The sequence below is a fragment of the Paenibacillus sp. NFR01 genome (genome assembly GCF_900111565.1).
In the GTDB taxonomy this organism is placed as follows: Bacteria; Bacillota; Bacilli; order Paenibacillales; family Paenibacillaceae; genus Paenibacillus_AQ.
Genome location: NZ_FOIK01000001.1, coordinates 281,121 through 302,118 on the forward strand (window position 1 = coordinate 281,121; position 20,998 = coordinate 302,118).

21 protein-coding genes and 1 tRNA gene are annotated in these 20,998 nt (G+C 55.8%); 11 read left to right on the forward strand and 11 right to left on the reverse strand.

Annotated features, from left to right (window positions below; all coding sequences use genetic code 11):
- Positions 1-113: 113 nt before the first annotated feature.
- Together BMW84_RS01215 and BMW84_RS24625 are read right to left on the reverse strand one after the other, a co-directional pair.
- Positions 114-443, reverse strand: a complete 330-nt coding sequence (locus BMW84_RS01215; RefSeq protein ID WP_091063582.1) for an HIT family protein — start codon at positions 441-443, stop codon at positions 114-116.
- Positions 444-537: 94 nt separating this feature from the next.
- Positions 538-693 carry a hypothetical protein gene (locus tag BMW84_RS24625; RefSeq protein WP_175498631.1) on the reverse strand — a complete coding sequence of 52 codons (156 nt, stop codon included), beginning with the start codon at positions 691-693 and terminating at the stop codon, positions 538-540.
- A 159-nt stretch (positions 694-852) separates the two neighbouring features.
- Between BMW84_RS24625 and BMW84_RS01220 the strand changes: the two genes are divergently transcribed.
- Entirely contained in the window at positions 853-2,094 is a 1,242-nt protein-coding gene (locus BMW84_RS01220) for a helix-turn-helix transcriptional regulator (RefSeq protein ID WP_091063585.1), read from the forward strand.
- Between the two features lie 126 nt (positions 2,095-2,220).
- Here the strand turns inward: BMW84_RS01220 and BMW84_RS01225 are convergent, their stop codons facing one another.
- Positions 2,221-3,492, reverse strand: a complete 1,272-nt coding sequence (locus BMW84_RS01225) for a histidine--tRNA ligase (protein WP_091063587.1) — start codon at positions 3,490-3,492, stop codon at positions 2,221-2,223.
- A gap of 297 nt (positions 3,493-3,789) precedes the next feature.
- Between BMW84_RS01225 and BMW84_RS01230 the strand changes: the two genes are divergently transcribed.
- Positions 3,790-4,458 (forward strand): HD domain-containing protein, encoded by a 669-nt coding sequence (locus BMW84_RS01230; protein WP_254772825.1) that lies wholly within the window; start codon positions 3,790-3,792, stop codon positions 4,456-4,458.
- 108 nt (positions 4,459-4,566) lie between these two features.
- Here BMW84_RS01230 and BMW84_RS01235 read toward each other — a convergent pair whose 3' ends face one another.
- Both BMW84_RS01235 and BMW84_RS01240 read right to left on the reverse strand, forming a co-directional pair.
- A complete protein-coding gene (locus BMW84_RS01235) occupies positions 4,567-5,568 on the reverse strand; it encodes a ketoacyl-ACP synthase III (protein WP_091063589.1) in 1,002 nt (333 codons plus the stop codon).
- Between the two features lie 82 nt (positions 5,569-5,650).
- The gene (locus tag BMW84_RS01240) at positions 5,651-6,049 is read right to left on the reverse strand and encodes a hypothetical protein (protein WP_091063592.1); all 399 of its coding nucleotides are present in this window, start codon (positions 6,047-6,049) and stop codon (positions 5,651-5,653) included.
- A gap of 225 nt (positions 6,050-6,274) precedes the next feature.
- Between BMW84_RS01240 and BMW84_RS01245 the strand changes: the two genes are divergently transcribed.
- Complete coding sequence (locus BMW84_RS01245; protein ID WP_091063594.1) at positions 6,275-7,435, forward strand: M20 family metallopeptidase; 1,161 nt, start codon at positions 6,275-6,277, stop codon at positions 7,433-7,435.
- Positions 7,436-8,611: 1,176 nt separating this feature from the next.
- A complete protein-coding gene (locus BMW84_RS24905) occupies positions 8,612-8,716 on the forward strand; it encodes a YjcZ family sporulation protein (protein WP_217646109.1) in 105 nt (34 codons plus the stop codon).
- A gap of 128 nt (positions 8,717-8,844) precedes the next feature.
- Here BMW84_RS24905 and BMW84_RS01255 read toward each other — a convergent pair whose 3' ends face one another.
- The 3 genes from BMW84_RS01255 to BMW84_RS01265 form a co-directional block, all read right to left on the reverse strand.
- A complete protein-coding gene (locus BMW84_RS01255; RefSeq protein ID WP_091063597.1) occupies positions 8,845-9,606 on the reverse strand; it encodes a class I SAM-dependent methyltransferase in 762 nt (253 codons plus the stop codon).
- Between the two features lie 102 nt (positions 9,607-9,708).
- Positions 9,709-10,320 (reverse strand): LysE family translocator, encoded by a 612-nt coding sequence (locus BMW84_RS01260; RefSeq protein ID WP_091063600.1) that lies wholly within the window; start codon positions 10,318-10,320, stop codon positions 9,709-9,711.
- Positions 10,317-10,781 (reverse strand): Lrp/AsnC family transcriptional regulator, encoded by a 465-nt coding sequence (locus BMW84_RS01265; protein ID WP_175498632.1) that lies wholly within the window; start codon positions 10,779-10,781, stop codon positions 10,317-10,319. Before BMW84_RS01265 ends, BMW84_RS01260 begins: the two co-directional genes overlap by 4 nt.
- A gap of 188 nt (positions 10,782-10,969) precedes the next feature.
- Here BMW84_RS01265 and BMW84_RS01270 point away from each other — a divergent pair.
- Positions 10,970-11,054, forward strand: a tRNA-Leu gene (locus BMW84_RS01270).
- 126 nt (positions 11,055-11,180) lie between these two features.
- Here the strand turns inward: BMW84_RS01270 and BMW84_RS01275 are convergent.
- Positions 11,181-11,636 (reverse strand): chemotaxis protein CheX, encoded by a 456-nt coding sequence (locus BMW84_RS01275; protein WP_091063603.1) that lies wholly within the window; start codon positions 11,634-11,636, stop codon positions 11,181-11,183.
- Entirely contained in the window at positions 11,633-12,052 is a 420-nt protein-coding gene (locus BMW84_RS01280) for a bacteriohemerythrin (protein WP_091063605.1), read from the reverse strand. Before BMW84_RS01280 ends, BMW84_RS01275 begins: the two co-directional genes overlap by 4 nt.
- 250 nt (positions 12,053-12,302) lie before the next feature.
- Here BMW84_RS01280 and BMW84_RS01285 point away from each other — a divergent pair, with 250 nt between their 5' ends.
- On the forward strand, positions 12,303-13,859 hold the full coding sequence (locus tag BMW84_RS01285; RefSeq protein WP_091063607.1) for an amino acid permease: 1,557 nt from the start codon (positions 12,303-12,305) through the stop codon (positions 13,857-13,859).
- A 124-nt stretch (positions 13,860-13,983) separates the two neighbouring features.
- On the opposite strand, the gene BMW84_RS01290 is transcribed toward BMW84_RS01285, so the two are convergent.
- Positions 13,984-14,565: a TetR/AcrR family transcriptional regulator gene (locus tag BMW84_RS01290; RefSeq protein ID WP_175498633.1), complete on the reverse strand. Its 582-nt coding sequence runs from the start codon at positions 14,563-14,565 to the stop codon at positions 13,984-13,986.
- A gap of 185 nt (positions 14,566-14,750) precedes the next feature.
- Here BMW84_RS01290 and BMW84_RS01295 point away from each other — a divergent pair, with 185 nt between their 5' ends.
- The 5 genes from BMW84_RS01295 to BMW84_RS01315 all read left to right on the forward strand — a co-directional run bounded on the left by BMW84_RS01295 (position 14,751) and on the right by BMW84_RS01315 (position 20,962).
- The gene (locus tag BMW84_RS01295) at positions 14,751-15,491 is read left to right on the forward strand and encodes an SDR family oxidoreductase (protein ID WP_091063612.1); all 741 of its coding nucleotides are present in this window, start codon (positions 14,751-14,753) and stop codon (positions 15,489-15,491) included.
- 167 nt (positions 15,492-15,658) lie between these two features.
- Positions 15,659-16,690 (forward strand): ATP-binding cassette domain-containing protein, encoded by a 1,032-nt coding sequence (locus BMW84_RS01300; RefSeq protein WP_091063614.1) that lies wholly within the window; start codon positions 15,659-15,661, stop codon positions 16,688-16,690.
- Positions 16,687-17,499 carry an ABC transporter permease gene (locus tag BMW84_RS01305; protein ID WP_091063617.1) on the forward strand — a complete coding sequence of 271 codons (813 nt, stop codon included), beginning with the start codon at positions 16,687-16,689 and terminating at the stop codon, positions 17,497-17,499. The genes BMW84_RS01300 and BMW84_RS01305 overlap by 4 nt, the downstream gene beginning before the upstream one ends.
- A 299-nt stretch (positions 17,500-17,798) precedes the next feature.
- On the forward strand, positions 17,799-20,153 hold the full coding sequence (locus BMW84_RS01310) for an ABC transporter permease (protein WP_091063619.1): 2,355 nt from the start codon (positions 17,799-17,801) through the stop codon (positions 20,151-20,153).
- A gap of 32 nt (positions 20,154-20,185) precedes the next feature.
- On the forward strand, positions 20,186-20,962 hold the full coding sequence (locus BMW84_RS01315; protein ID WP_091063621.1) for an ABC transporter ATP-binding protein: 777 nt from the start codon (positions 20,186-20,188) through the stop codon (positions 20,960-20,962).
- Positions 20,963-20,998 lie beyond the last annotated feature (36 nt).

A 20,998-nucleotide genomic window follows, 5' to 3' on the forward strand; every position in this document is an offset into this window, starting at 1 on the left:
GTTTGATTGAAAAGATAGCTTTGCATACAACAAGACCCTGCGCTCCGCCCAAGGAGCCAGGGTCTTGATCTGTATAAAGTTGTATAAAGGCAATACGATCCTAACAGTCACGGTTAACGCAATGGTTCACCATAGACAACATGGAAATGCAGATGTTTTGAATCCTGGTATTTTCCCAGATTCGTTGCCACTCGGCAAGCCCCATGCTCGGCCTGCACTTGTGCGGCGGTCTGCTTAATGACGTCCATCATTTCCATCAACAGATCATTGTCGCATGGCTCCAGCGTGAGAAGCGAGGCGATATGCTTTTTCGGAATGACAACAATGTGCACGGGATAAAAAGGGCGCGTGTGATGATAAGCAAGAACGTTTTCGGTCTCCAATACTTTGCTTACGGCGGTTCGCCCGCTCAGTACCTCTTCGCAATAAAAATCTTCAGCCAAACGTATTCCTCCCTATTTTTTACTTTGAATGTTACTGTAAAAGTTTTGGCAACCAAACACCGGTTTATTTAAGAAAATAAGCCTCGGTGTCCCGTCAGCTGTTCAGCCGGTCGATCAGGTAGGAGAAATGCGCCTTCGGCCATTCGTATTTTGCCGTCATGCAGCTTGGAAATTCCATCGCTGCCGTTGTAATAAATACTTCGTATTTATCATTAAGCTTACTGATGACCTCTTGGCGATCCTGGATCACTTCGGAATTGCGTCCATGGACATGGAAATTCGTTTCACAGCATTCCCTCCGTAATTCTCTTTTTTCGCATTGTAAACGGTTTGGAGGCCGGCATGATATGATCTTTCTCTAACTGGGCCATACTGTAAGCAAAACGAACAGGGCGGAAGAGGTGGAAGCATGAATGAAATGACGGAAAAGGATATCCCGCAATTGCTGCGCCAGCTGCGGGAACAGTTTCTGCTGCAATTGATCAGCGAAGAGTGGCCGGGCACCGAGGTTGCCAAAGAGCGGCTGCGCGCGCTTCGCCTGGAGCCGCTTGCCGCCGAAGGCGTCAAGCCGGTCTGCGCCACCGCCGAGCTGCAGCTTCCGCCGGCGGTGGCCGCCGGAGCCAGCGAGCGGCGGGAGATGATTGCCAGGGTGTTCCACTCCCTGGCCCGGGAAATCGCCGCGCGGCATGCAGGCATTTATCCGTTCCGGGACCCGAACGGATCGGAACGCCTGCACCTTGCCGCGCGAAGCGGTTCCGGCGGCGCAGCGGGAGCCGCGGCGCTGCGCCTTTACCTGGCGGAGCTGACGCGGGCCGTGGAAGAGACGCTGCGCCTCCGGCTCCGGACCGGCATCGGGACGGAGACGAAGGGCGTGAAGCGGCTAAGAAACTCGTATGCCGCGGCTCTTCTCGCATTGCACGGCGGGACCGGCGCGGCGCAGAATGAAAGCGGAGACACTTTGCCCGCGTTCTCCAGGGAGACGCAGCAGAGCCTCGCCCGCCGGATCGAGACGGGCGAAGCGGAGGCTTTCATGCAGGAGCTGGAGACCCGGCTCGGCATTGCGGGCGAAGCCGGGCAGCCGCCGGGCGCAGCAGCATATATCCTGCTGCGGGCGCTGCTGCTGCTTCATGCCTCCGCCTGCAAATACGGTCTGTGCGGCGGCGGCTTACAGCGCCGGTTGTGGGATGCCCAGCGGGAGGTCGCCGCAGGTACGCCATATGCCGCCGCGCGGCTGCTGGTCGCGGATTGGGTCGGATGCCTCGCCAGGGAGATCGCCGCCATTCGCCGCGGAGGCGACCGGAGATTGGCGGAGGCGGTACGGGCGTATGCGCAGCGCCATTTTGCATCAGACCCAGCCTTGTCTTCGCTGGCTTGGAGCTTTGCCATGGCTGAAGATGATCTGCATAAGCTGTTCAAGCAAGACATCGGCCTGCCCTTCCAGGGATACGTGACCAAACAGCGGATGGCGCTGGCCGAGCAGCTTTTGGAAGAGGACTCGTTTAAATTAAACGAAATTGCCGCATTGACAGGCTATAAGAATTCGGATGAGTTAACGGCCGCCTTCAAGAAATTCAGCGGGATAAGCCCGAAAGATTACCGGGAACGTCATTCCCGCAAGCAGGCACGTCTGCAGGCGGAGCTATCGATCTGAGCCGCCCGTTGGCCGAAGCGTTCGTCAGCTTATGAAGCCAAGGCGCGGGTGGGGTTCCTTTTGCCGTCGTCGCCAACAAGAGATGCTGCATCCGGCCGGGGCAGTACGCTCACTGCACATGTTGTTCTATTCAATGCGCCAAACGGCTTTGTCCGCCGTCATCAGCTCCTCCGTCTGCTCAAGCATATCCTTCAGCCGCACCAGGCCAAGCGAGGCTTCCTCTTCGCCGATGATCAGACAGAAACGGACGCCTCTGGCAGAGGCGGAAGCCAGCACCTTCTTAAGCTTCCGCCCTCCGCCGTCCACCTCGCAGCGGATCCCCGCGCTTCTTAAGCTGGCGGCTGCACCGAGTGCTTCCGCCATATAATCGCCAAGCGGAAGAATCAGTACCGGTGCGGGACGCTCCCGCAGAACGCGTTCGCCGAGCATGGCCATAATCGATTCGATGCCAAAGGAAATGCCGACCGCCGGGTATGCCGGTTCATCTCTTTGGAGCAGTTTCCCGATGATGGTATCGTACCGGCCCCCGCCGCCTAGGCTTGAGGTATAGGCGCCGCTTGCATCGAATATTTCATACACCGTTCCGGTGTAGAAGGATAGTCCCCGCGACAGGAACGCGTCGAATATGCATTGTTCCCCGAGTCCCGCCGCCCGCAGCAGCCGTTCCAGCGACTGAACCTCCAGCGCCCCCGGCTGTCCTTCGAGGCCGTAAGCCGAGGCAAGCTCATCGAACGTTGGCTGCTGCCCGGACAGCAAATCGCCGATTGCCGTTAGCGCTTCCTGCGTTAAACCTTTGGCTTCCAGCTCCGCGATCACTCCGGCACTGCCCGCCTTGGCCAGCTTGTCGAGCGTAAGCATGACGGACAACAGCTCCTCCTCGGGCACGCCGACCTTCTCCAGCAGCTCGCCGAGAAAACGGCGGTTATTCCACTTGATGACGACCGGGATCTTCAGCTTGCGGAAGACATCGGAGGCCAGCATCAGCAGCTCGGCTTCGGCCTGCGGCCCGGCAATCCCGACGACGTCCGCATCGCACTGCATGAATTCGCGCAGCCGCCCTTTTTTGACCGGACCGTCGCGGAAGACCTTGCCCATTTCGTACCGTTTGAACGGGAATTCCAAACCGGGATTTAGCGCGATCACTTTGGTAAAAGGTATCGTCAGATCGTAACGCAAGCCGAGCTCGCGTCCGCCCTGATCCGTTAACCGGTACATTTCGCGCAAAATTTCATCCCCGCCGGCATATTTGGAGGTCAGCAGCTCCAGCCCATTCAGCACCGTCGTGTCCACCGGTTCAAAACCATACAGCTCAAACAACTCCCGCAGCGTCGTTTGTACATCCAGCCGGACGGCTTGTTCCCGTCCGATAAAATCATAAGTCCCTTTAACGTTTTGCATGTGCAGCAGCTCCTTTAAATAAATGATTGCGATGATGACGGCAAATAAAAAACGCGCCGGACCCCGTGGTCCTGCGCGCTTTGGTATGCCGCAGGGAGGTCGAACGCGAAATGCGTTAGCCCTCCCTGAATACATTCAAGGGTGCTAACGCTGCTTGTGATGGTAATAAAGATTTTGTATGCTGGTGATGCGGATCATAGGGTCCATTCCCTTCGGACTTGATTAAGGGTCATTATAGCGGAATCGGATCAAGACCGCAAGCGGAATTCCGATACATAAGGCAGGGAGGCCAATATATTGAGTAATGCAGAGATGATTGCCGCAGCGGAGAGCTTTGCCAGACGGGAGCTGGAACAGGATTCAACGGGCCATGACTGGTGGCACACGGACCGGGTGCGCCGGATGGCGGCGCGGATCGCGGAAGAAGAACAAGGGGACGTGCTGATCTGCACGATTGCCGCGCTGCTTCACGATGTAGCGGACGAGAAACTGAATCCGTCCAAGGAAGCGGGATTGCATAAAGTGGAAACCTGGCTGAAAGAACATCTGGAGGACCGGGATGTCATTTCGCATATTATGCAAATCATCGCGACAATGTCTTTTGCCGGAGGAGGGGGTGCGCCGATGGCGACGCTGGAAGGACGGATCGTGCAGGATGCCGACCGGCTGGATGCGCTGGGCGCGATCGGCATTGCCCGGACGATGGTATTCTCGGGCGCGAAGGGCCGTCCGGTTCACGATCCGGCAATTTCCCCCCGGGACGAGACGCTTCAGAAAGAATACCGCGATTATTCCAAAGGGACGGCGGTCAATCATTTTTATGAAAAATTGCTGAAGCTCAAGGACCTGATGAATACGCCGTATGCCCGGAAGCTGGCGGAGGAGCGGCACCGCTTTATGGAGCTGTACCTGGAGCAGTTCCTGAAGGAATGGAGCGAAGGCTCAAACCCCGAACGCGCCGAGTAAACCAAATACCGGAGCGCGCCCGGCGATCGGTGAATTTTTCTGGAGGAGCACTACGGTGTCTCCATAAATTCAGCGTTTCTCCGGCGCACCCCGGTTTTTTTGCGGCAATCAATAACGGAACAGAATATTGCAGGATGTAATGCCTGCGCCGACCGACCAGAACACGATATGATCGCCGCGCTCGATTTCGCCTTCTTCAATGGATTTCGACAGCGCGATGAACGGGCTGCTGGTACCGGTATAGCCGAATTCGTCCCCGACATATTTAAACTTGTCCAAATCTTCGCCGAGCTGTTCGCAGATTCCGTCGATATTTTTCTTGGCGAATTGGGAGAGGAAATATTTTTTGACATTGGCTTTGGTTAAACCGTTGTCTGCCAGCGAACGCTCAATGGCATTTCGGGCGCTGATGAACGCCTCGTCGGTGTCGAAAGGCAGCCATTCGATCCGCTTGTCGTATTCGCTGAGGTCTTGGCGGTAAATATTCGAGAAGCCCGTTGCCGGCAGCACGATCGTATCATGCATCGAAGAATCGGTGTAATACGAGGAATCCAGGATACCGCAATCTTCGTCCTCCACCCGTTCCAGAATCAGTGCGGCTGCGGCATCGCCGAAATTGGCATAGGGAACCTCTTCGTCGGTGCGCGAGTATTTGTTCATTTGCTCCGCACCGACGATCATCGCGTATTTGATCCGCGGATTGGCGATGATGTGGCGGCTGGCCTGCTCCAGGGCAATGACCATGCCGACGCAGTTGGCGTTCATGTCGAACACCCGGGCCGAGCTTTTACCGCCCAGTGCGTGATGGACCTTCAAGGCATTGGTGGGCTGTACATATTCGGGAGTGCCGGAAGAAAATACGATCATATCCAAATCCTCTGCCGCAAGGCCGGATTCGGCCAGTGCGCGCCGTGCGGCTTCGATGCCCATCGTAAGCGGCGTTTCGTTCGGATCGGTCGACAGATAACGTTTGTTGCGGCCGGTCACCGCGAGCAAACCGCGAATGTCTTTGCCCTGACTGTCAAAATGGCTAAAATAGTAATCATTATCTACAATGTGGTCAGGATGGTAAACAGATACTTTTTTAATTTTAACATTCGCATTTGTCATATTATTCTTCCCCTCTCAAATATTAGCATCACATGCTTGCAAAAAAAGCCAACGCAAAGGCTGGCTTTTGGTTGATCCGCAGTTACTTCAGGGCCAATTCCGATTCAGCGTTGACAAACTGGAATTGTTCGAGCAGATTGACTTCCCGGGCGATCCGCTTCAGCTGCATCTGTCCTATGGAGTTGGTCGGATTGATGAAGTGCACGGATTTGAACTCGGCGTAAGCCTTGTAGGCTTCTTTCAGGTAAGGAAGAATATCGGTTTTGAACGTAGACAGATTAATGCAATTGATCACGATGTTGTAATCCTTTTGGTTCAGCGGAGTGGTGTATTTCTCGTAATCTACGAAAAATTGTTCAGCGTCGTCGACACCATAAAAGCCGTACAGGTCAATGTGGAACACTTTATTCTCGTTGTCGAGCCACATCTCGTGTCTTCCGCCTTCGTTATTCGGATTGCTGGGATTCGTTGCTTCTACCATTTCCGGGTTCATCCTTTCAAAAGATTGGTATTGTTCAATTATATTTACATTCTTATTTAACAGTCAATTCTTTCCAAGGGTATTTTTACCTATAAATCTGGAATAGTTTATGAAAATTAGTGATTTATCTCGTTGAAAAGCTGTTAAATCCGGTGTAAATTCCTATGAAATGACATTTATACGAAAATATTATAGGTCTCTGTACGTGAGAGGAGCGGCGCCAATATGAATAATGATGTAACCTCCGGGGAGTTTGCGATCCCTTTTTTACAGCGCCTGATTCAGACGGATACCTGCAATCCGCCGGGCAACGAAATGAAACTTGCTGCGGAGCTGCAGGCTTTCTTGCAGGAACATGGAATCGCCGGCGAACTCCTCGAGGCTGGGGAAGGGCGCGGCAATCTGGAAGCGGTGTTTCCGGGGAGCGGAACGCGAACGCTGATGTTCTGCGGCCATCTGGATACGGTGGGCGCCTGGGCGCCGGGAGCGGGCGTCTATCCGCCGAATGGCGCGGTCCTCGCAGACGGACGGATGTACGGGCGGGGCACGTCCGATATGAAAAGCGGGCTGGCCGCCATGCTGTTGGCCGCCGTCTCGCTGCATCTGGAAGGCATCAAGCTCGGCGGCGATTTGCTCTTTCTGGCGACCGCCGGGGAAGAGGTGGATAGCTGCGGCGCCCGCCTGTACGCCGCCCGGCCGGACCGCCGGAAGCCGGACGGCCTGGTGATCGCCGAGCCGACCGGCAGCCGGGTGGCGGTCGGCCATAAAGGCGCGCTGTGGCTGCGCATCACGCTGCACGGGCGCAGCGCCCACGGCTCGATGCCGCAGCTTGGGCTCAACGCCGTGGAAGGCATGATGGAGATCATCGCCTTCCTGCGCCGTCATTCGTTGCAGTGGCAGGGAGCGGACCCGGTGCTTGGGTCCGGCAGCCTGTCGGTCAACCGCATCGCCGGCGGCATCCAGACGAACGTCGTTCCCGACCGCTGCGAGATCGACGTCGACATCCGCACGGTCCCGCCGCAGAGTCACGCGGCGCTGTTCGCGGAGCTTGAAGCCGAGCTGGCGAAGCTCAGCGGGCGGGCTCCCGGCTACCGCTGCGAGGTGCGGCAGCTCCTGGACCGGAGCGTGGTGTACACCGATCCAGGGGAGGCGCTGATCCGCACGGCGCTGGATATCGCCGGGACGGAGGAGGTTTGCGGCGTGCCGTATTATACGGACGGCTCGGTGCTGCATGAGGACGGCACCATCCCCGTCCTCATTTACGGTCCCGGCGAGCCGTCCATGGCGCATCAGCCGGACGAATGGGTCGATCTCGAAGCGTACCTCGCTTCGATCCGGTTCTACCGCGAGCTGGCGCTGTGGTTTCTGGGCAGGGCGGCGGAGTGATGCGCCTGGACTGCTGAACAGCCGGGGCCACCGGCTTCGGCTCTGGCTTTGGCGTTTGGCGCGTTCTGCTGGGCCTAGTGTGCTAGGACGCTATGATCCGTCCGATCGAAAAAACTGCGCGCTCAGAACACGCTCTAACCGACTGCAGCAACTCATTGTACTGGGTTTGCTCAGTCCGGCCCATCCGCTCAGCCCTGCACATCATCGGATCAACGGTTTCCGCTTCTACCCACGCGCTCCAAACTACAGTTACGGTATTTCCGGTTAGCACACCGCCGCAGATTCTAACTCTTGAGTAACGTTGTACTTCGATATATGCCTACAAGCAACTTATAGAGGAGCAGTAACGGACATGAGCGCCCCTATTTGCGGGAAATAGGCGTATTTCACAGTCTAACGGACCTCAGCGCCGTTATATCAGCTGATTGAGCTGAATAAGCGCCGAAAATGTGCGGATAACGGCTCTGGTGTCAATAGTGAACGAGAAAAAGCGGGTTTTGTCACAAATAACGGCTCTCAGGTCCGCTAGCCAGGAATCTCTGTATACCAGGGCATCAGGCGGCAATAAGGCGGTGACTGCAGAGTCTAATATGAGCACAAAAAAGTGCCGGAGCGATTATTCGCTTCGGCACTTTTTGTGATAGACGCACCAAGCCACAAAGACGCACCAAGCCACAAAGACGCACCAAGCCACAAAGACGCACCAAGCTACAAAGACGCACCAAGCCACAAAGACGCACCAAGCCACAAAGACGCACCAAGCCACAAAGACGCACCAAGCCACAAAGACGCACCAAGCTACAAAGACGCACCAAGCCACAAAGACGCACCAAGCTACAAAGACGCACCAAGCCACAAAGACGCACCAAGCCACAAAGACGCACCAAGCCACAAAGACGCACCAAATCCCTAGTCCACCCGTAAAGTTGTTCCATACTCCGATCGGTCGTGCTTTCTAACACGTCACTAATTTAGTCTGTACAAGTCTCTTGCTATGTGTAGCTTGCCGTGCGACTCCCTTATCGAAGGGCCAGGCTCTCCGATGACGATGATCCGGTCAGTGCCTCAGACAGCGGCTGGTTTGAGGTGGGGATCCGCCCAATTTTCCCGGAACCCAGACCGGAATGCGGAAATTTACATATTGTACGTGTATTCAAGGCAAAAGGAGGAATTGTCATGAGCGAAAATGTAGCTGGATATGGTGGCATGTTTACTTCGACTGGAGCCATCCTGGTTCTCTTCATCCTGCTCGTTATCATCACGAAATCTCTCTGGGTTTAATGGTTAAAAAGGCCTCTATGCAGCGCCGCCGGTCCTGAAGGACCGGCGGTCTCTGCTTCATCCGCGGACAAGCTTCTTTTAGAGAATGAGGCTCAAAAGGAAGGGGAGACGGCGGCGGAATCCTGCGTTCATTTCCGCTTTCGGGCAACGACGCGGATCCGGCGGTAATCCATGGTCCACACCCCGTCATGAAACAGCAGCGGCTGCAGCTCCGTTTGCAGATACTGCAGAACGGTCTCCCGCTCCTCTGTCCGTAAAACGGACAAGATGCCGTCTGCGAACACGTTCATCCAGCGGCGGAAACCTTCCTCGCCGCCCTCCAGCGGAGTCGGACGGTCGAAGACCAGCGCGAGTTCGACGTATAAGCCGTGCCGCTCCAGTAGAGTAGCGTATTTCCCTACGGTCGGAAAATACCACGGCAGATTCAGCAGCGGGCTGCAGCCGGCCGCGGCAAAAGCGCGCGGCAACCCGGCAACGACGGAGGCGATATTGCCGTCGGCCCCGAATTCGGCCACGAGCCGTCCGCCGGGCCGCAGGCTCGCGGCGATGCTCGCCGCCGCGCCGTCCGCATCCTGCAGCCAGTGCAGCGCCGCGTTGCTGAAGACCGCGTCGGCAGGCGCTTCCGCGGTGTAGCGCTGGCCGTCCGCCAGCACAAAAGACAGCGCCGGCGCCTTGCGCCGCGCGGTCTCGATCATCTCCGGCGAGGCGTCGATGCCGGTGACCACTGCGCCGCTGGCCGCGATCTTCAGACTCAGATCGCCGGTTCCGCAGCCCCAATCCAGGATATGTTCGCCGGCTTGTGGCGCAAGCAGTTCGATCAGCGATTGGCCGAACCTTGATACAAAAGCCATGTCTGCATCATAACTACCCGTATTCCATCGTTGTTCCATAATTTCTCCTCTCCGCTATCTCCGATAATGTTCATTTAGGTTATAGCATTTTTATGGCTTATAAGTGAAATATATAATTCCAATGGGAATTATAGTTTGTAACTATAAGAAAAATAGTGCATTACGAAAACCGTATAAGCTGAACAACAGCAGGATGAGCGAGGAGGCAAAGGTCAGCTTGCGGCTGAAAGCGGAGGAGATTTTGCCTCGCAGCCAGCTGATAAGCAAGGAAAGAAACAGCCACCAGATAATTGAGCCGAGCATAATTCCCGAAGGCAGCAGCCAGGAACGGCCGGCTCCGCTGCCCAGCGATGCCGCGAGTGCCGCGAAGCTGAGAATGGTCACGGGGTTGGACAGCGTAAGCAGCAGGCCGGATACCGTGTTATGCCACATGCTTTTATCCCTATCCTGCACCGATGTTTCGCCAATACGCGAGAACAGCATGCGAAGCGCCAGGTAACCGAGAAACAGGCATCCGAACAAGCGCAGCGGCGCAGCGAATGCGGAGAAAAATGCGTTCACGGCCCTGAAGCCGAGAACGGCAATGCAGGCATATAGCCCATCCGCAAGCGCAATGCCTGCGCCGGTGGCCAGCCCTGCCCTAAACCCGCGGCCAAGCACGCGGTTCATGACCAGTACCGAAATCGGGCCGACCGGAGCCGCCACGATCAAACCGAATCCGATGCCGCTGAACAATGCATGCACCGGCATCATGGCTGCACCTCCGGAGGAAGGGGAAGCTTCGGCGTTTCTTTTACCGTGCCCAGAACGATAGTCGTGCGGGTACGGACAATGCCGGGCAAGCTCTTTAGCTCATCGCTGATAATGCGGTCGAGATCTTTGGTGCCGCGGCAGCGGATCTTCAGGATATAATCATCGTCGCCAGCGGTATGATGGCATTCCTGAATTTCCGGCAGCCGGTGTACAAGCTGCAGAAAACCTTCCCGGTGCGACGGCCGTTCAAGCGAAACCGCAACGAGCGCAGTCAGGCCGATGCCGGTCTTGTCGGCGTCGACAAGCGCAGTATAGCCCAATAGGATGCCTTGCTCTTCCAGCTTGCGTACGCGTTCGGCTACGGCAGGGGAAGAGAGCCCGAGCATGCCGGCAAGTTCGGACCAAGTGATCCGTCCATTGTCCATCAATGTCCTAAGAATTTTATAATCCGTTGAATCCACAACAGCTCACCTTCGTTCATTTAGTATATGTTTATCATTACATTAAATAATAAAGCGAAATTATTATTTGTCTATGATTATTAAGGTATATATACAAATAAACAGCACACCAGAAAAAGTGCTTGCATTTCTTGTTGGAATCCTGTATATTCTTAATTACGGTGATTGCATCGCCGGATACATAATTTGCGGTCGTGGCGGAATTGGCAGACGCGCACGGTTCAGGTCCGTGTGGGCTAACCCCCCGTGGAGGTTCGAGTCCTCTCGACCGCATAACACCTTACAAATAAGACCCGTAATCGCTTCGGCGGTTGCGGGTCTTATTTGCATTTTGTGCATGTTTGCCGGCCAAAACAGGCCTGCCGGGTAAACCCGGTAGGCCTGTTCATGAAGGAAATCTTAGGCAGCTTTATTGGTGAGCTGGATGTCGACAAGGAGCGGTCCGATGCTGGTCTCCAGCGAAAGAAAGTTGCCGGATTGTCCCCATTCCGCATTGGCCTCGGCGATTTGGATATGAGGCGTCTGGATATCGCACTGAACCTGATTCTCGAACAGGCCGGTCATGGCGTTGCCGCTAATAATGTTGACCACTTCGCTGATGGCAGAGGTCACAAAATCATCGAGTTCGCTCATTTCCATGCCGGAAAGGATGCGGACGATCTCAAGGGTCATACTTTCGGGAAAACAATAATCGATCTTGCCTTCCAAGTCCCCGATAATGCCGATACTGACGTACAGCGCTTTATTTTGAAGCTCCGCGACCTGTTCAGGGGCAGCCTTTTGAATATCCAAGTCCAGCATCAGGCGAAATACCTCTTGCGTTGCTTTGAAAAAAGGATGAACGAGATCCGTCATGCTTCTACCCCCAGTCGGTGAATGTGATCGGCAATTTTCTGGTCGGATGCAGCTACGTGGTTGATCAGCCAGGCAACCAGTTTACCTGCAAACTTCTGAACCAGCGGCTCCTGGAAGCCCTGCTCCTCAAACATCCGCACAAACTCCAGAACTTCCGCGGTGAAGGCCGCATGAATTTCGCAATGCCGGTCACAGTCGGGGAAATGGACTTCTCTTTGGTAGCACTCTTCGTCGTGGAAATGTTTAACCACATAGGCCTTCATGAAGTCGAGCGTTTCTTTTACTTTCTCGACCTTAGCTTCCCATTCGTCTTTGGAACGCAGGACGATCAAAAAGCTCTCGACACGCTCGAACAGCTCCATATGCTGTTGGTCGATCATTTCGACGCCGAGCGTATACTTTTCCTTCCACATCATCAGCAGATTTCCTCCTTGGAATTATATGTAATTAGCAGGCCGCGCACTCAGTATATGACATTTCTCGACATGAGGCTGTGACGCATTTTGCAGCGGAAGCGGAGTAAAGTCCCGGTTTTGCGGGTCTTTTTTCGTGAAAGCGCTACATGGAAGAGGCCTGTCAGGTTTACATGCGGTAGGCGACATATTTTTTCCTCATTCCGTGAATACTTCCTTTAATTTCATATGAAGGATAAGGAGGCCATACGCTGTGGAGAACGGCAATAAACGCAGGATATCAACGTTTCATTTAACGATGCTGGCTTTGGGGACGGTTATCGGCGGCTCGTTTTTTCTGGGGTCGGGGGTGGCCATCAAGGCAGCCGGGCCGAGTATCGTCATTTCCTATTTGCTAGGCGCCGTGCTGGTATACATCATCCTCTACGCCTTGTCCGAAATGACCGCAGCGGATCCGGTGGCCGGGTCGTTCCGGACGTATGCGGAGCGGAGCTTCGGTCCGGGCGTGGGCTTCGTCACCGGATGGGTGTACTGGACCGGTCTGATTCTGGCGATGTCAAGCGAATCCATTGCCGCCGCTACCTTTCTCCGGGCATGGTTTCCGGGCATCCCGCCGATTTTGATGGGGATGGTCATTATTATCGGCGTTACCTTGCTTAATTTGCTGGGGGCCCGGCATTTAAGCCATCTGGAGAGCGGATTGGCTTTGGTGAAGCTGCTGGCAATTGCGGGCTTTGTTGCCATCGGGCTGGCCATCATTGCCGGACTCGTTCCCGGGAACGCTGCGGTCGGCGCGGGGGAACTGCGGGCGGAGCCGTGGTTCCCCGGCGGAATTGCCGGGATTGCGGGCAGCATGCTGATCGTTATTTTCACGTATGCAGGATTTGAAGTGATCGGGCTGGCCGCGTCCGAGGTAGAGAATCCGCGAAAGACTATACCTCGCGCAATCAACTGGACGCTGATCAGCCTCGTCGTCCTTTACGTTGCCGCGATCGCCGTTATTTTGCCGCTGTTCCCGACTTCGGGCATTATCTCGGATCAAAGTCCGTTTGTACTGGCTTTGTCCCGTTGGGGCATGGGCTGGGCAAGCAACCTGATCAACATCGTCATGCTGACGGCGATCCTGTCCACGATGCTGGCTTCAACCTTCGGATTGGGCCGAATGATCCGCTCGCTGGCCGATGAACGCCATGCTCCTCATTGGCTGAAGGACAAGACCGACATTCCGTACCGGGGGATTCTGTTCTCCGGCGTCGCTATGCTGGCCGGCCTGGCTTTGGGATTTGTGCTGCCCAAGAGTGTGTATGTCTTCCTGATCAGCTCGGGCGGTTTTTCGCTGCTCTTTGCCTATTTCGTCATTTTGGCTTCGCATTACGAATGGCGGCGGCGAACGCCTTGTTCGGCTGAAGCATTCTGCCAGCTTCCCTTGTTTCCCTATTCCTCCTGGCTGGGGCTGCTCGGGATCATCGGAATTGTGGCAAGCATGCCTTTCATCGCCGGACAATCCGCCGGTCTGCTCGCCGGGCTGGCATTGATTGCACTGTATTCGGGATTGTATTACGTGAAAAAAAGGGTAGCAGTAAGGCCGGATGAGAAGCGGGCGACCCGTCAGCTTCCGGCCGGAGCGCTCCGGCTTCGCGCCGTACGCGCGCAGATGGAGGCCGGCGAAGAGCTGGCGGACGGGTCGCCAGCAGCGCCTCGTCATGTAATTGGGAAGGACGCAGGGGGTAGAGAGATAGCAGCGGAGAGACAAGACGCAGCGGGTTGGCAAGTGGAATCGGGTAGAGAGGAAGCGCCGGATAAGAAGTAGACCGGCACGCGAACCGCTGCGACCTATGATTCGGCAGAATGAGCGAAACTCTCCTTAGGAGAGCCATGCTCTCTGCCTTTTTTTGTTCATCCACATTCTCCATTCGCTCAGCGACAAGCGCCAGTCAGTGCCGGACATCGTTCTTCTCGAACATCCGCCGCAGCTGCTCGGCCATATAACGCGGCGGATGGGGCATGTCCCCACGGATCCACCATTCCATGATGCCGACAAACGCCGAGGCGACGAACTGGGCGTTCAGCTCGGCGTCGATCTCCAGCGGCTCAGCCCGCCGTTCCAGCGCTTGCCTTGCGTTGACCGAGATGAACTGCATCAGATGCTCCCGGAAGATGCGGGTCCGTTCGCCGGACAGCATGGCCGCGAAAAACTTGAAGTGTTCCTGCAGATAAATAAATACCGGCTCGAGCTCATCCGCCATTGCCCCGGGCTTGCGCTCCGGATCATGGTCACCGCAGAAGGTGATCAGCTGGCTTAAGTGTTCCTCGATGCACCGGTCCAGCAGATCGTATTTGTCGGCGTAATGCAGATAGACGGTGCCACGGTTCACGTTTGCCCGATCCGCGATATCGTTAATTGTGATCTGCTCCAGCTCTCTCTCCGCGAAAAGCTCCAGAAACGCCTTATTGATTGCCTCCCGCGTCTTGACGATCCGCCGGTCAAGTTTCGGTTCGGTGGGTTCGGTCTTCATCGGCCGTCTCGCTCCTTCCGTTATTGAACATTCGCGCACCCCGTGTCGCATAAAGGACAAACGCGCGCAGATTAGCGATTGAATAACCTTCGCTTCTCTCTATAATGATAATCAACAAGCGACAATTAATCAACGCATGTTCATTAATTTGCCGGTTGTAATCCTCGAATTGGGAGTGTTCATTCATGGAAAATATCGTATCCAAAGTCGTTCTGATTACAGGTGCGTCCAGCGGGATTGGCGAAGCGACTGCCCGGCTGCTTGCGCAAAAAGGCGCCAAAGTTGTGCTGGCGGCCAGACGGGCCGACCGGCTGCAAGCGATTGTCGAAGAGATCCTGCAAGCGGGCGGCGAAGCCGCTTTTATCCAAGCGGATGTTGTGTCGGCGGTAGACATGACAAAAGCGGCGGAGTTTGCCCTTCAGCACTACGGGCGCATCGACGTGCTCGTCAACAACGCCGGGATTATGCCGGGCTCGCGGCTGGCCGAGCTGCGAACCGGCGAATGGGAGCGGATGATTGACGTCAACATTAAAGGCGTGCTGAACGGCATCGCTGCCGTACTGCCGGTCATGCGGCAGCAGCAATCAGGGCATATCGTCAATACCGCTTCGGTCGCCGCGTATGAGGTGAATGCGACCTCGGCGGTCTACAGCGCCACCAAAACCGCCGTCCGGGCGATATCCGAAGGGCTGCGCAAGGAGGAATCTGCAGCATCCCGCATCCGGACGACTATTATCAGTCCCGGAATGACCGAATCGGAACTGCTCGAAGGCATTACAAGTCCAGAAGTACAGGCAATGGCAGCCCACTTTAGCAGCCTGGCCATCTCGCCGTACAGCATCGCCCGGGCCATTGTCTATGCCATCAACGAGCCTGAAGATACCAGCGTCAACGAAATCGTGATCCGTCCGACATTGCTTCCGTAAATCAAAACGATGTTACCGGTTGGAATTAAAGCTACATCGCGGGAACGGCGATGTGAGGTCTGCAGGCCGAAGACAGGATACATCTCCCGGCGGATTCCAAAGGAGCGGGTTTCTGATTAAATAAAAGCGGGATTAGAAACCTTTGGGATAATCGGGAGGTAACGGACATGAACGAACAGAAAAGGCTGGCTGCAGCAGCGTCTGCCGGCAGCCTGGCCATCGAAGCGGAGGGGCTTGTCAAAGCGTTCGGCAGCAATCTTGCAGTGGACGGCGTGGATCTGAAGGTGGGTACCGGCATGATTTACGGCGTACTGGGGCCGAACGGAGCAGGCAAAACGACCACCATCCGTATGCTGGCAACGCTGCTTAAGCCGGATGGCGGAACGGCACGTATCTTCGGCCATGATGTGACGAAGGAAGCGCAAATTGTGCGCCAGCTGATCGGTGTCACAGGGCAATACGCCTCGGTGGATGAATCGCTCAGCGCGATCGAAAACCTGATGATTTTCGGCAGGCTGCTAGGGTTAAGCCGGGCGGAGGCGCGGCGCAAAGCGGAGGAGCTGCTGGAGGAATTCGGTTTAATGGAGGCGATTAAACGTCCGCTGAAGCATTTCTCCGGCGGGATGCGCCGCCGGCTCGACCTGGCGGCGAGCCTGATCGCGCAGCCGCCGTTGATTTTTCTGGATGAACCGACGACCGGGCTTGATCCGCGCACCCGCACGCAGATGTGGGAGACGATCCGGCGGCTGGTGGACACCGGCTCGACGGTGCTGCTCACGACGCAATATCTGGAGGAAGCGGATCAGCTGGCCGACCGTATTGCGGTGATCGACCGGGGCAAGGTTGTAGCCGAGGGTACGGCGGATGAACTCAAGGCTTCCATCGGCACCTCTTCGCTGCATCTTCAGGTGAGGGATCCGCTTGATCTCGAGCTTGCCAAGCGTACGGTGGAGCAAGTGCTGCAGGCGTCATCCGGCGTTGCCGTGGAAGGCGGAAGAATCACGGCGCCGATGGCCGATGCCGACCGGGTCACCGACCTGCTGATCGCCTTGCGGGAGCAGGGCATTTCCTTAGCCGAGATGAGCGTCCAGAAACCAACGCTGGATGAGGTTTTCCTGACCATCACCGGCCATGGCGTGAAGGAAGAAGAGCCGCAGGAGACCGGAAATTCGCCGGAGAAGCAGGAGGTGCAAGCATGAGCACGCTGATCAAACCGGGCGCCAAGCGCCAATTGAAGAACCGCGCCGGCGTGGGGCAGGCGGTCCGTAATTCGCTGACGATGGCTTACCGCGGATTGCTGAAAATCCGGCGTACGCCGGAGCAGCTGTTCGACGTTACGTTTCAGCCCATCCTGTTCACGCTGATGTTCACTTATATTTTCGGCGGAGCCATCTCGGGCGATGTGCAAAGCTATTTGCCGGTCATCATTCCCGGCATTCTAGTCCAGACAGTGATCACCACCTCCATCGTGACGGGGGTCCAGCTGCGCGAGGATATGGAGAAAGGCGTCTTTGACCGCTTCAAATCGCTGCCGATCGCCCGGATCGCTCCGCTGGCCGGTGCGCTGCTCGCCGATACGGTGCGCTATACGATTGCGACGGTGCTGACCTTCATTATGGGCTACATCATGGGCTTCCGCCCGGATGGCGGAATTCACAATGTCGTATTGGCCTCCGTACTCGTTATATTCTGCTCGTGGGCGGTCAGCTGGATATTCGCGTTTTTCGGCGTAATTGCCCGGAGCGCTTCGAGCGTGCAGGGCATCTCCATGATCGTGCTGTTTCCGCTCACGTTTCTGTCCAACGCCTTTGTGCCGGCCGACACGCTGCCGGATTGGCTCCACTGGTTCGTCAAAGTGAACCCGGTATCGCATCTTGTCTCGGCCGTCCGCGAACTGGTGAACGAAAGCTCCATGGGCAGCGACCTGCTCTGGTCGCTGCTCGGCGCTGCCGTGATCGTAGCCGTTTTCGCCCCGATCACCGTGCGCGCTTATATGAAGCGGACGTAACCGTCAGAGGGGGCTGCGCGGTTGAAACCCGCTAGGCGGGGCTGAGCGGCCCGGGGAAGAAGAGGACCGACGCCAGTCCGATCCGGGCAAGCGTAAGGCCGTTAACGATTTTTCGCATAAACTGCACCTGCCCTTCCTGTTATCATCGGATCTGCCCCTAGGCACCGGCATGATTATCCTTCAGCCGCCGGTAAGCCGGGGGCTTTTTGCTGCGCGCTGTTTTTTGCCAATAGTTAAGGACTATTTAATAAATATCTATTTATACTGGGTTCATTACATAGAGGAGAGGGGAACCCGGCGTGTTTCTAAAAATTCTGGGCAAGGATTTACGGCGCAAAAAGACGATGAACACCGTGCTGCTCGTTATCATTATCCTGGCCTCCACCCTGCTGGCCAGCAGCACCAACCTGATGTACTCGACGACAACGGCGCTCGGCAGCTTTATTAAAACCAGCAAGGTTGCCGATTTTATGATTTCGCTGCCCGACAATGCGGAGAATACCCGCAAAATCGAAGCGTGGGCCAAGCGGGAAAGCCGGATCGGCACTGTCCATTCCGAAGAACAGCTCAACCTGTCGATCCCGCAGCTGCATATGCCTTCCGGCACACGGCCTTTGTCGAGCAATCTTAGCCTTAAGGCGGCCATGGTGCCGGAGCAAGTGAATCTGGTATTCAATATGCAGAACAAGCCTTTTGTGCTGAAAGAGGGCGAGATCGCGCTGCCGGTCTACATTCAGAGTACGACAGGCCTCCGGGCCGGCGATAAGCTGGGGATCGAAATCGGCGGAGAAGTCCGCACCTTCACGGTCAAAACATTTTTCAAGGATGCTTATTTGGGGGCGGATCTTGTATCGCTGAAGCGGCTGCTGCTGACGGACAGCGATTTTGCCGCACTTTGGGCCAAGGCATCGGAAGAGGAGCGGGCCAGGGAATGGAGCTTCGTGGCGGACCGTCCCGGCCATTCCGGGCAGCTCGGGGCTGCGTATTCGGAGCAGGACCTTCCCTCGACCTTCAGTGTCGATCAGTCGATGGTAAAGATGTCGTATCTGACGGAGAGCATTACTTCGGCGATGTTGTTTGTGGTCAGCCTGTTTCTGATCTTTATCGCCTTTCTTACGCTGCGCTTCACCATCGTCTCCACGATCCAGGATGATTACCGGGAGATCGGCGTGCTGAAGGCGATCGGTTTCCGCAATGCGCAGATCCGGAATTTGTATATGGCCAAATATTTTTTTCTGTCTGCAACCGGCGGGTTGATCGGTCTGGGTGCCAGCCTGTGGCTTACGGGACTGCTCTCGCGCAAAATCTCCAGGCTCATCATTGTGCCGGAGGGTATCGCCAGCACGCTGATCACCATTTTTAGCATCATTGCGGTTGTCGCGCTCACGCTGCTCTTCTGCCAAATGTGCATGCGCAGGGTCAACCGGGCTTCGGCCATTGACGCGATCCGGCTGGGGGAGACGGGGGAACGGTTCAAGGCGTCGCGCAAAATCTATTTTCACCGCCGCGGCCGCATGCCGGCTCCGCTGTTCCTGGCGGTCAGCGATGTGCTGAACCGGCTTAAGGGGTATTCGACGTTAATCTTAACGTTTATCCTCAGCGCGATGATAATCGTGATTCCCGTCAATCTCAACAATACGGTAATGAGTCCGCAGTTTATGACCTATTTCGGGCTCCCCGCCAGCGACTTCTACGCGGAGACCGGAGGGAACAGCAAGCCGGTGAAAGAGCTGCTCTCCCAGCGGGATTCGCTGCAAACGGCGTTTAAAACGAAAGGGTTCGATGTCGATCTGGCTGTTACCTACATGATCAATACTAAGTACATTTCTCCGGACGGCAAAGACAATATGAACATTTTTGGCATGAAAAACGAGCCGGCCGCCGAAATGCGGGACTATCTGCGCGGAAGCGGGCCGAAGCTGGACAACGAGATTGCCATTACTTCTATTATGTCGGAGCACTTCGGCGTAGGGATGGGAGACAACGTCACTTTTGAAATCGGAGGCGTCCGGAAGTCTTATCTGGTTTCGGGGATTTTTCAAACGATCTCCAACGCCGGATATATGGTTCGACTGCCGGATTCCGTCCAGCCGGAGTTTGCCGAATCGTATCAGTTCTCCGGGATCATTCATCCAGGCCAAGAGAGCAAAGCAGAGCTGATCGGGCAGATGCGAACGCAATTCACCGATATCAAAATCAAAGATGCGCAGGAAACGATGAGCGACGTCACCGGCGGCTTTATTGACCAGCTCCGGCTCGTCATTGCCGTCATCGTGGCGGTGGTCAGCCTAATCGCCTTTTTTATCACCAGCCTGTTTGTCCGGCTTCTGATCGCCAAGGAAGTGAAGGGCATAGCGATTCTAAAAAGCCTCGGCTTTACGAACGGCAACATCCGGATCTGGCAAAGCCTGCGCATTCTTATCTTGTCCGCCGCTTCCGTCATCCTGGGCATACTTGCCGGAAATCTGCTGGGGGCCAGACTTGCGGGAATGATCTTCCGCGTCTTCGGCATTACGAAGCTGAATTTCGTGATCGATCCCGTCCAGGTATACGTGCTGTGCCCGCTGCTTATCTTTGCCGTCGTCGTGCTTGCGGTGTACAGCAGCTCGGGGCAAATCCGCAAAATTCAGGTATGGAACATTAACGAAGAATAACGTATCCATAATGCATACAGGAGGAATAAACGATGGCAGCAGTCCTGCAGGTAAGAGATTTATGCAAAACCTATATCGTGAGCAAACAGCAAAACCATGTGCTGCGCAATGTCAATTTTACGCTGGAAGAGGGCGAATTCGTCTCGGTCATGGGCCCGTCCGGTTCGGGCAAATCCACGCTGCTCTATACGGTAAGCGGTATGGACCGGCTGACGGCGGGAGAGGTTGTTTTCGACGGGCAAAGCTACTCCGCGCTAAGCGAGAAACAGATGGCGGAGCTGCGCCTGCGGCGGATGGGGTTCATTTTTCAGCAGATGCATATGCTCAAAAACCTGTGCGTCTATGATAATATTATTTTATCCGGCTATCAGGCGCTGAAAGGCGGAGCCGTTAAACGGACACGCAAGGACGTCAACGCCGAAGCGGACACGCTGATGCGCAAGCTCGGCATTATGGATACGGCCGCCAAGGATATCACCGAGGTATCGGGTGGTCAGCTGCAGCGGGCCTGCATTTGCCGGGCGCTTATCAACCGGCCAAAGGTACTGTTCGGCGACGAGCCGACCGGGGCGCTTAACTCGCGGGCTGCCAAGGAAGTCATGAACGAGCTGGGCCGGATTAACCGGGAAGGCACGACCATTATGATTGTCACCCATGACATCAAGGTTGCGGCTGCTACGGATAAAGTGCTGTACATCGTGGACGGCAACATTCAGGGCGAGCTTGTGCTCGGCAAATACGAGGCGGCGCAGCCTCCGGCCGAAAGAGAGAAACGCCTCACGGGCTGGCTGATGGACATGGGCTGGTAAACGGCCGGACATATAGCAATATACAGGGATGTGAGC

Excerpts from the sequence above, each read along its gene's own strand:
- BMW84_RS24905 (WP_217646109.1), top strand. The coding sequence starts at position 8,612 with ATGAGCGAAAATGTAGCTGGATATGGTGGCATGTTTACTTCGACTGGA.
- BMW84_RS01315 (WP_091063621.1), top strand. The coding sequence starts at position 20,186 with ATGGCAGCAGTCCTGCAGGTAAGAGATTTATGCAAAACCTATATCGTG.
- BMW84_RS01260 (WP_091063600.1), bottom strand. The coding sequence starts at position 10,320 with ATGATGCCGGTGCATGCATTGTTCAGCGGCATCGGATTCGGTTTGATC.
- BMW84_RS01280 (WP_091063605.1), bottom strand. The coding sequence starts at position 12,052 with ATGATGTGGAAGGAAAAGTATACGCTCGGCGTCGAAATGATCGACCAA.
- BMW84_RS01300 (WP_091063614.1), top strand. The coding sequence starts at position 15,659 with ATGAACGAACAGAAAAGGCTGGCTGCAGCAGCGTCTGCCGGCAGCCTG.
- BMW84_RS01245 (WP_091063594.1), top strand. The coding sequence starts at position 6,275 with ATGAATAATGATGTAACCTCCGGGGAGTTTGCGATCCCTTTTTTACAG.
- BMW84_RS01240 (WP_091063592.1), bottom strand. The coding sequence starts at position 6,049 with ATGGTAGAAGCAACGAATCCCAGCAATCCGAATAACGAAGGCGGAAGA.
- BMW84_RS01295 (WP_091063612.1), top strand. The coding sequence starts at position 14,751 with ATGGAAAATATCGTATCCAAAGTCGTTCTGATTACAGGTGCGTCCAGC.
- BMW84_RS01275 (WP_091063603.1), bottom strand. The coding sequence starts at position 11,636 with ATGACGGATCTCGTTCATCCTTTTTTCAAAGCAACGCAAGAGGTATTT.
- BMW84_RS01255 (WP_091063597.1), bottom strand. The coding sequence starts at position 9,606 with ATGGAACAACGATGGAATACGGGTAGTTATGATGCAGACATGGCTTTT.
- BMW84_RS01220 (WP_091063585.1), top strand. The coding sequence starts at position 853 with ATGAATGAAATGACGGAAAAGGATATCCCGCAATTGCTGCGCCAGCTG.
- BMW84_RS01235 (WP_091063589.1), bottom strand. The coding sequence starts at position 5,568 with ATGACAAATGCGAATGTTAAAATTAAAAAAGTATCTGTTTACCATCCT.
- BMW84_RS01225 (WP_091063587.1), bottom strand. The coding sequence starts at position 3,492 with ATGCAAAACGTTAAAGGGACTTATGATTTTATCGGACGGGAACAAGCC.
- BMW84_RS01305 (WP_091063617.1), top strand. The coding sequence starts at position 16,687 with ATGAGCACGCTGATCAAACCGGGCGCCAAGCGCCAATTGAAGAACCGC.
- BMW84_RS01290 (WP_175498633.1), bottom strand. The coding sequence starts at position 14,565 with ATGAAGACCGAACCCACCGAACCGAAACTTGACCGGCGGATCGTCAAG.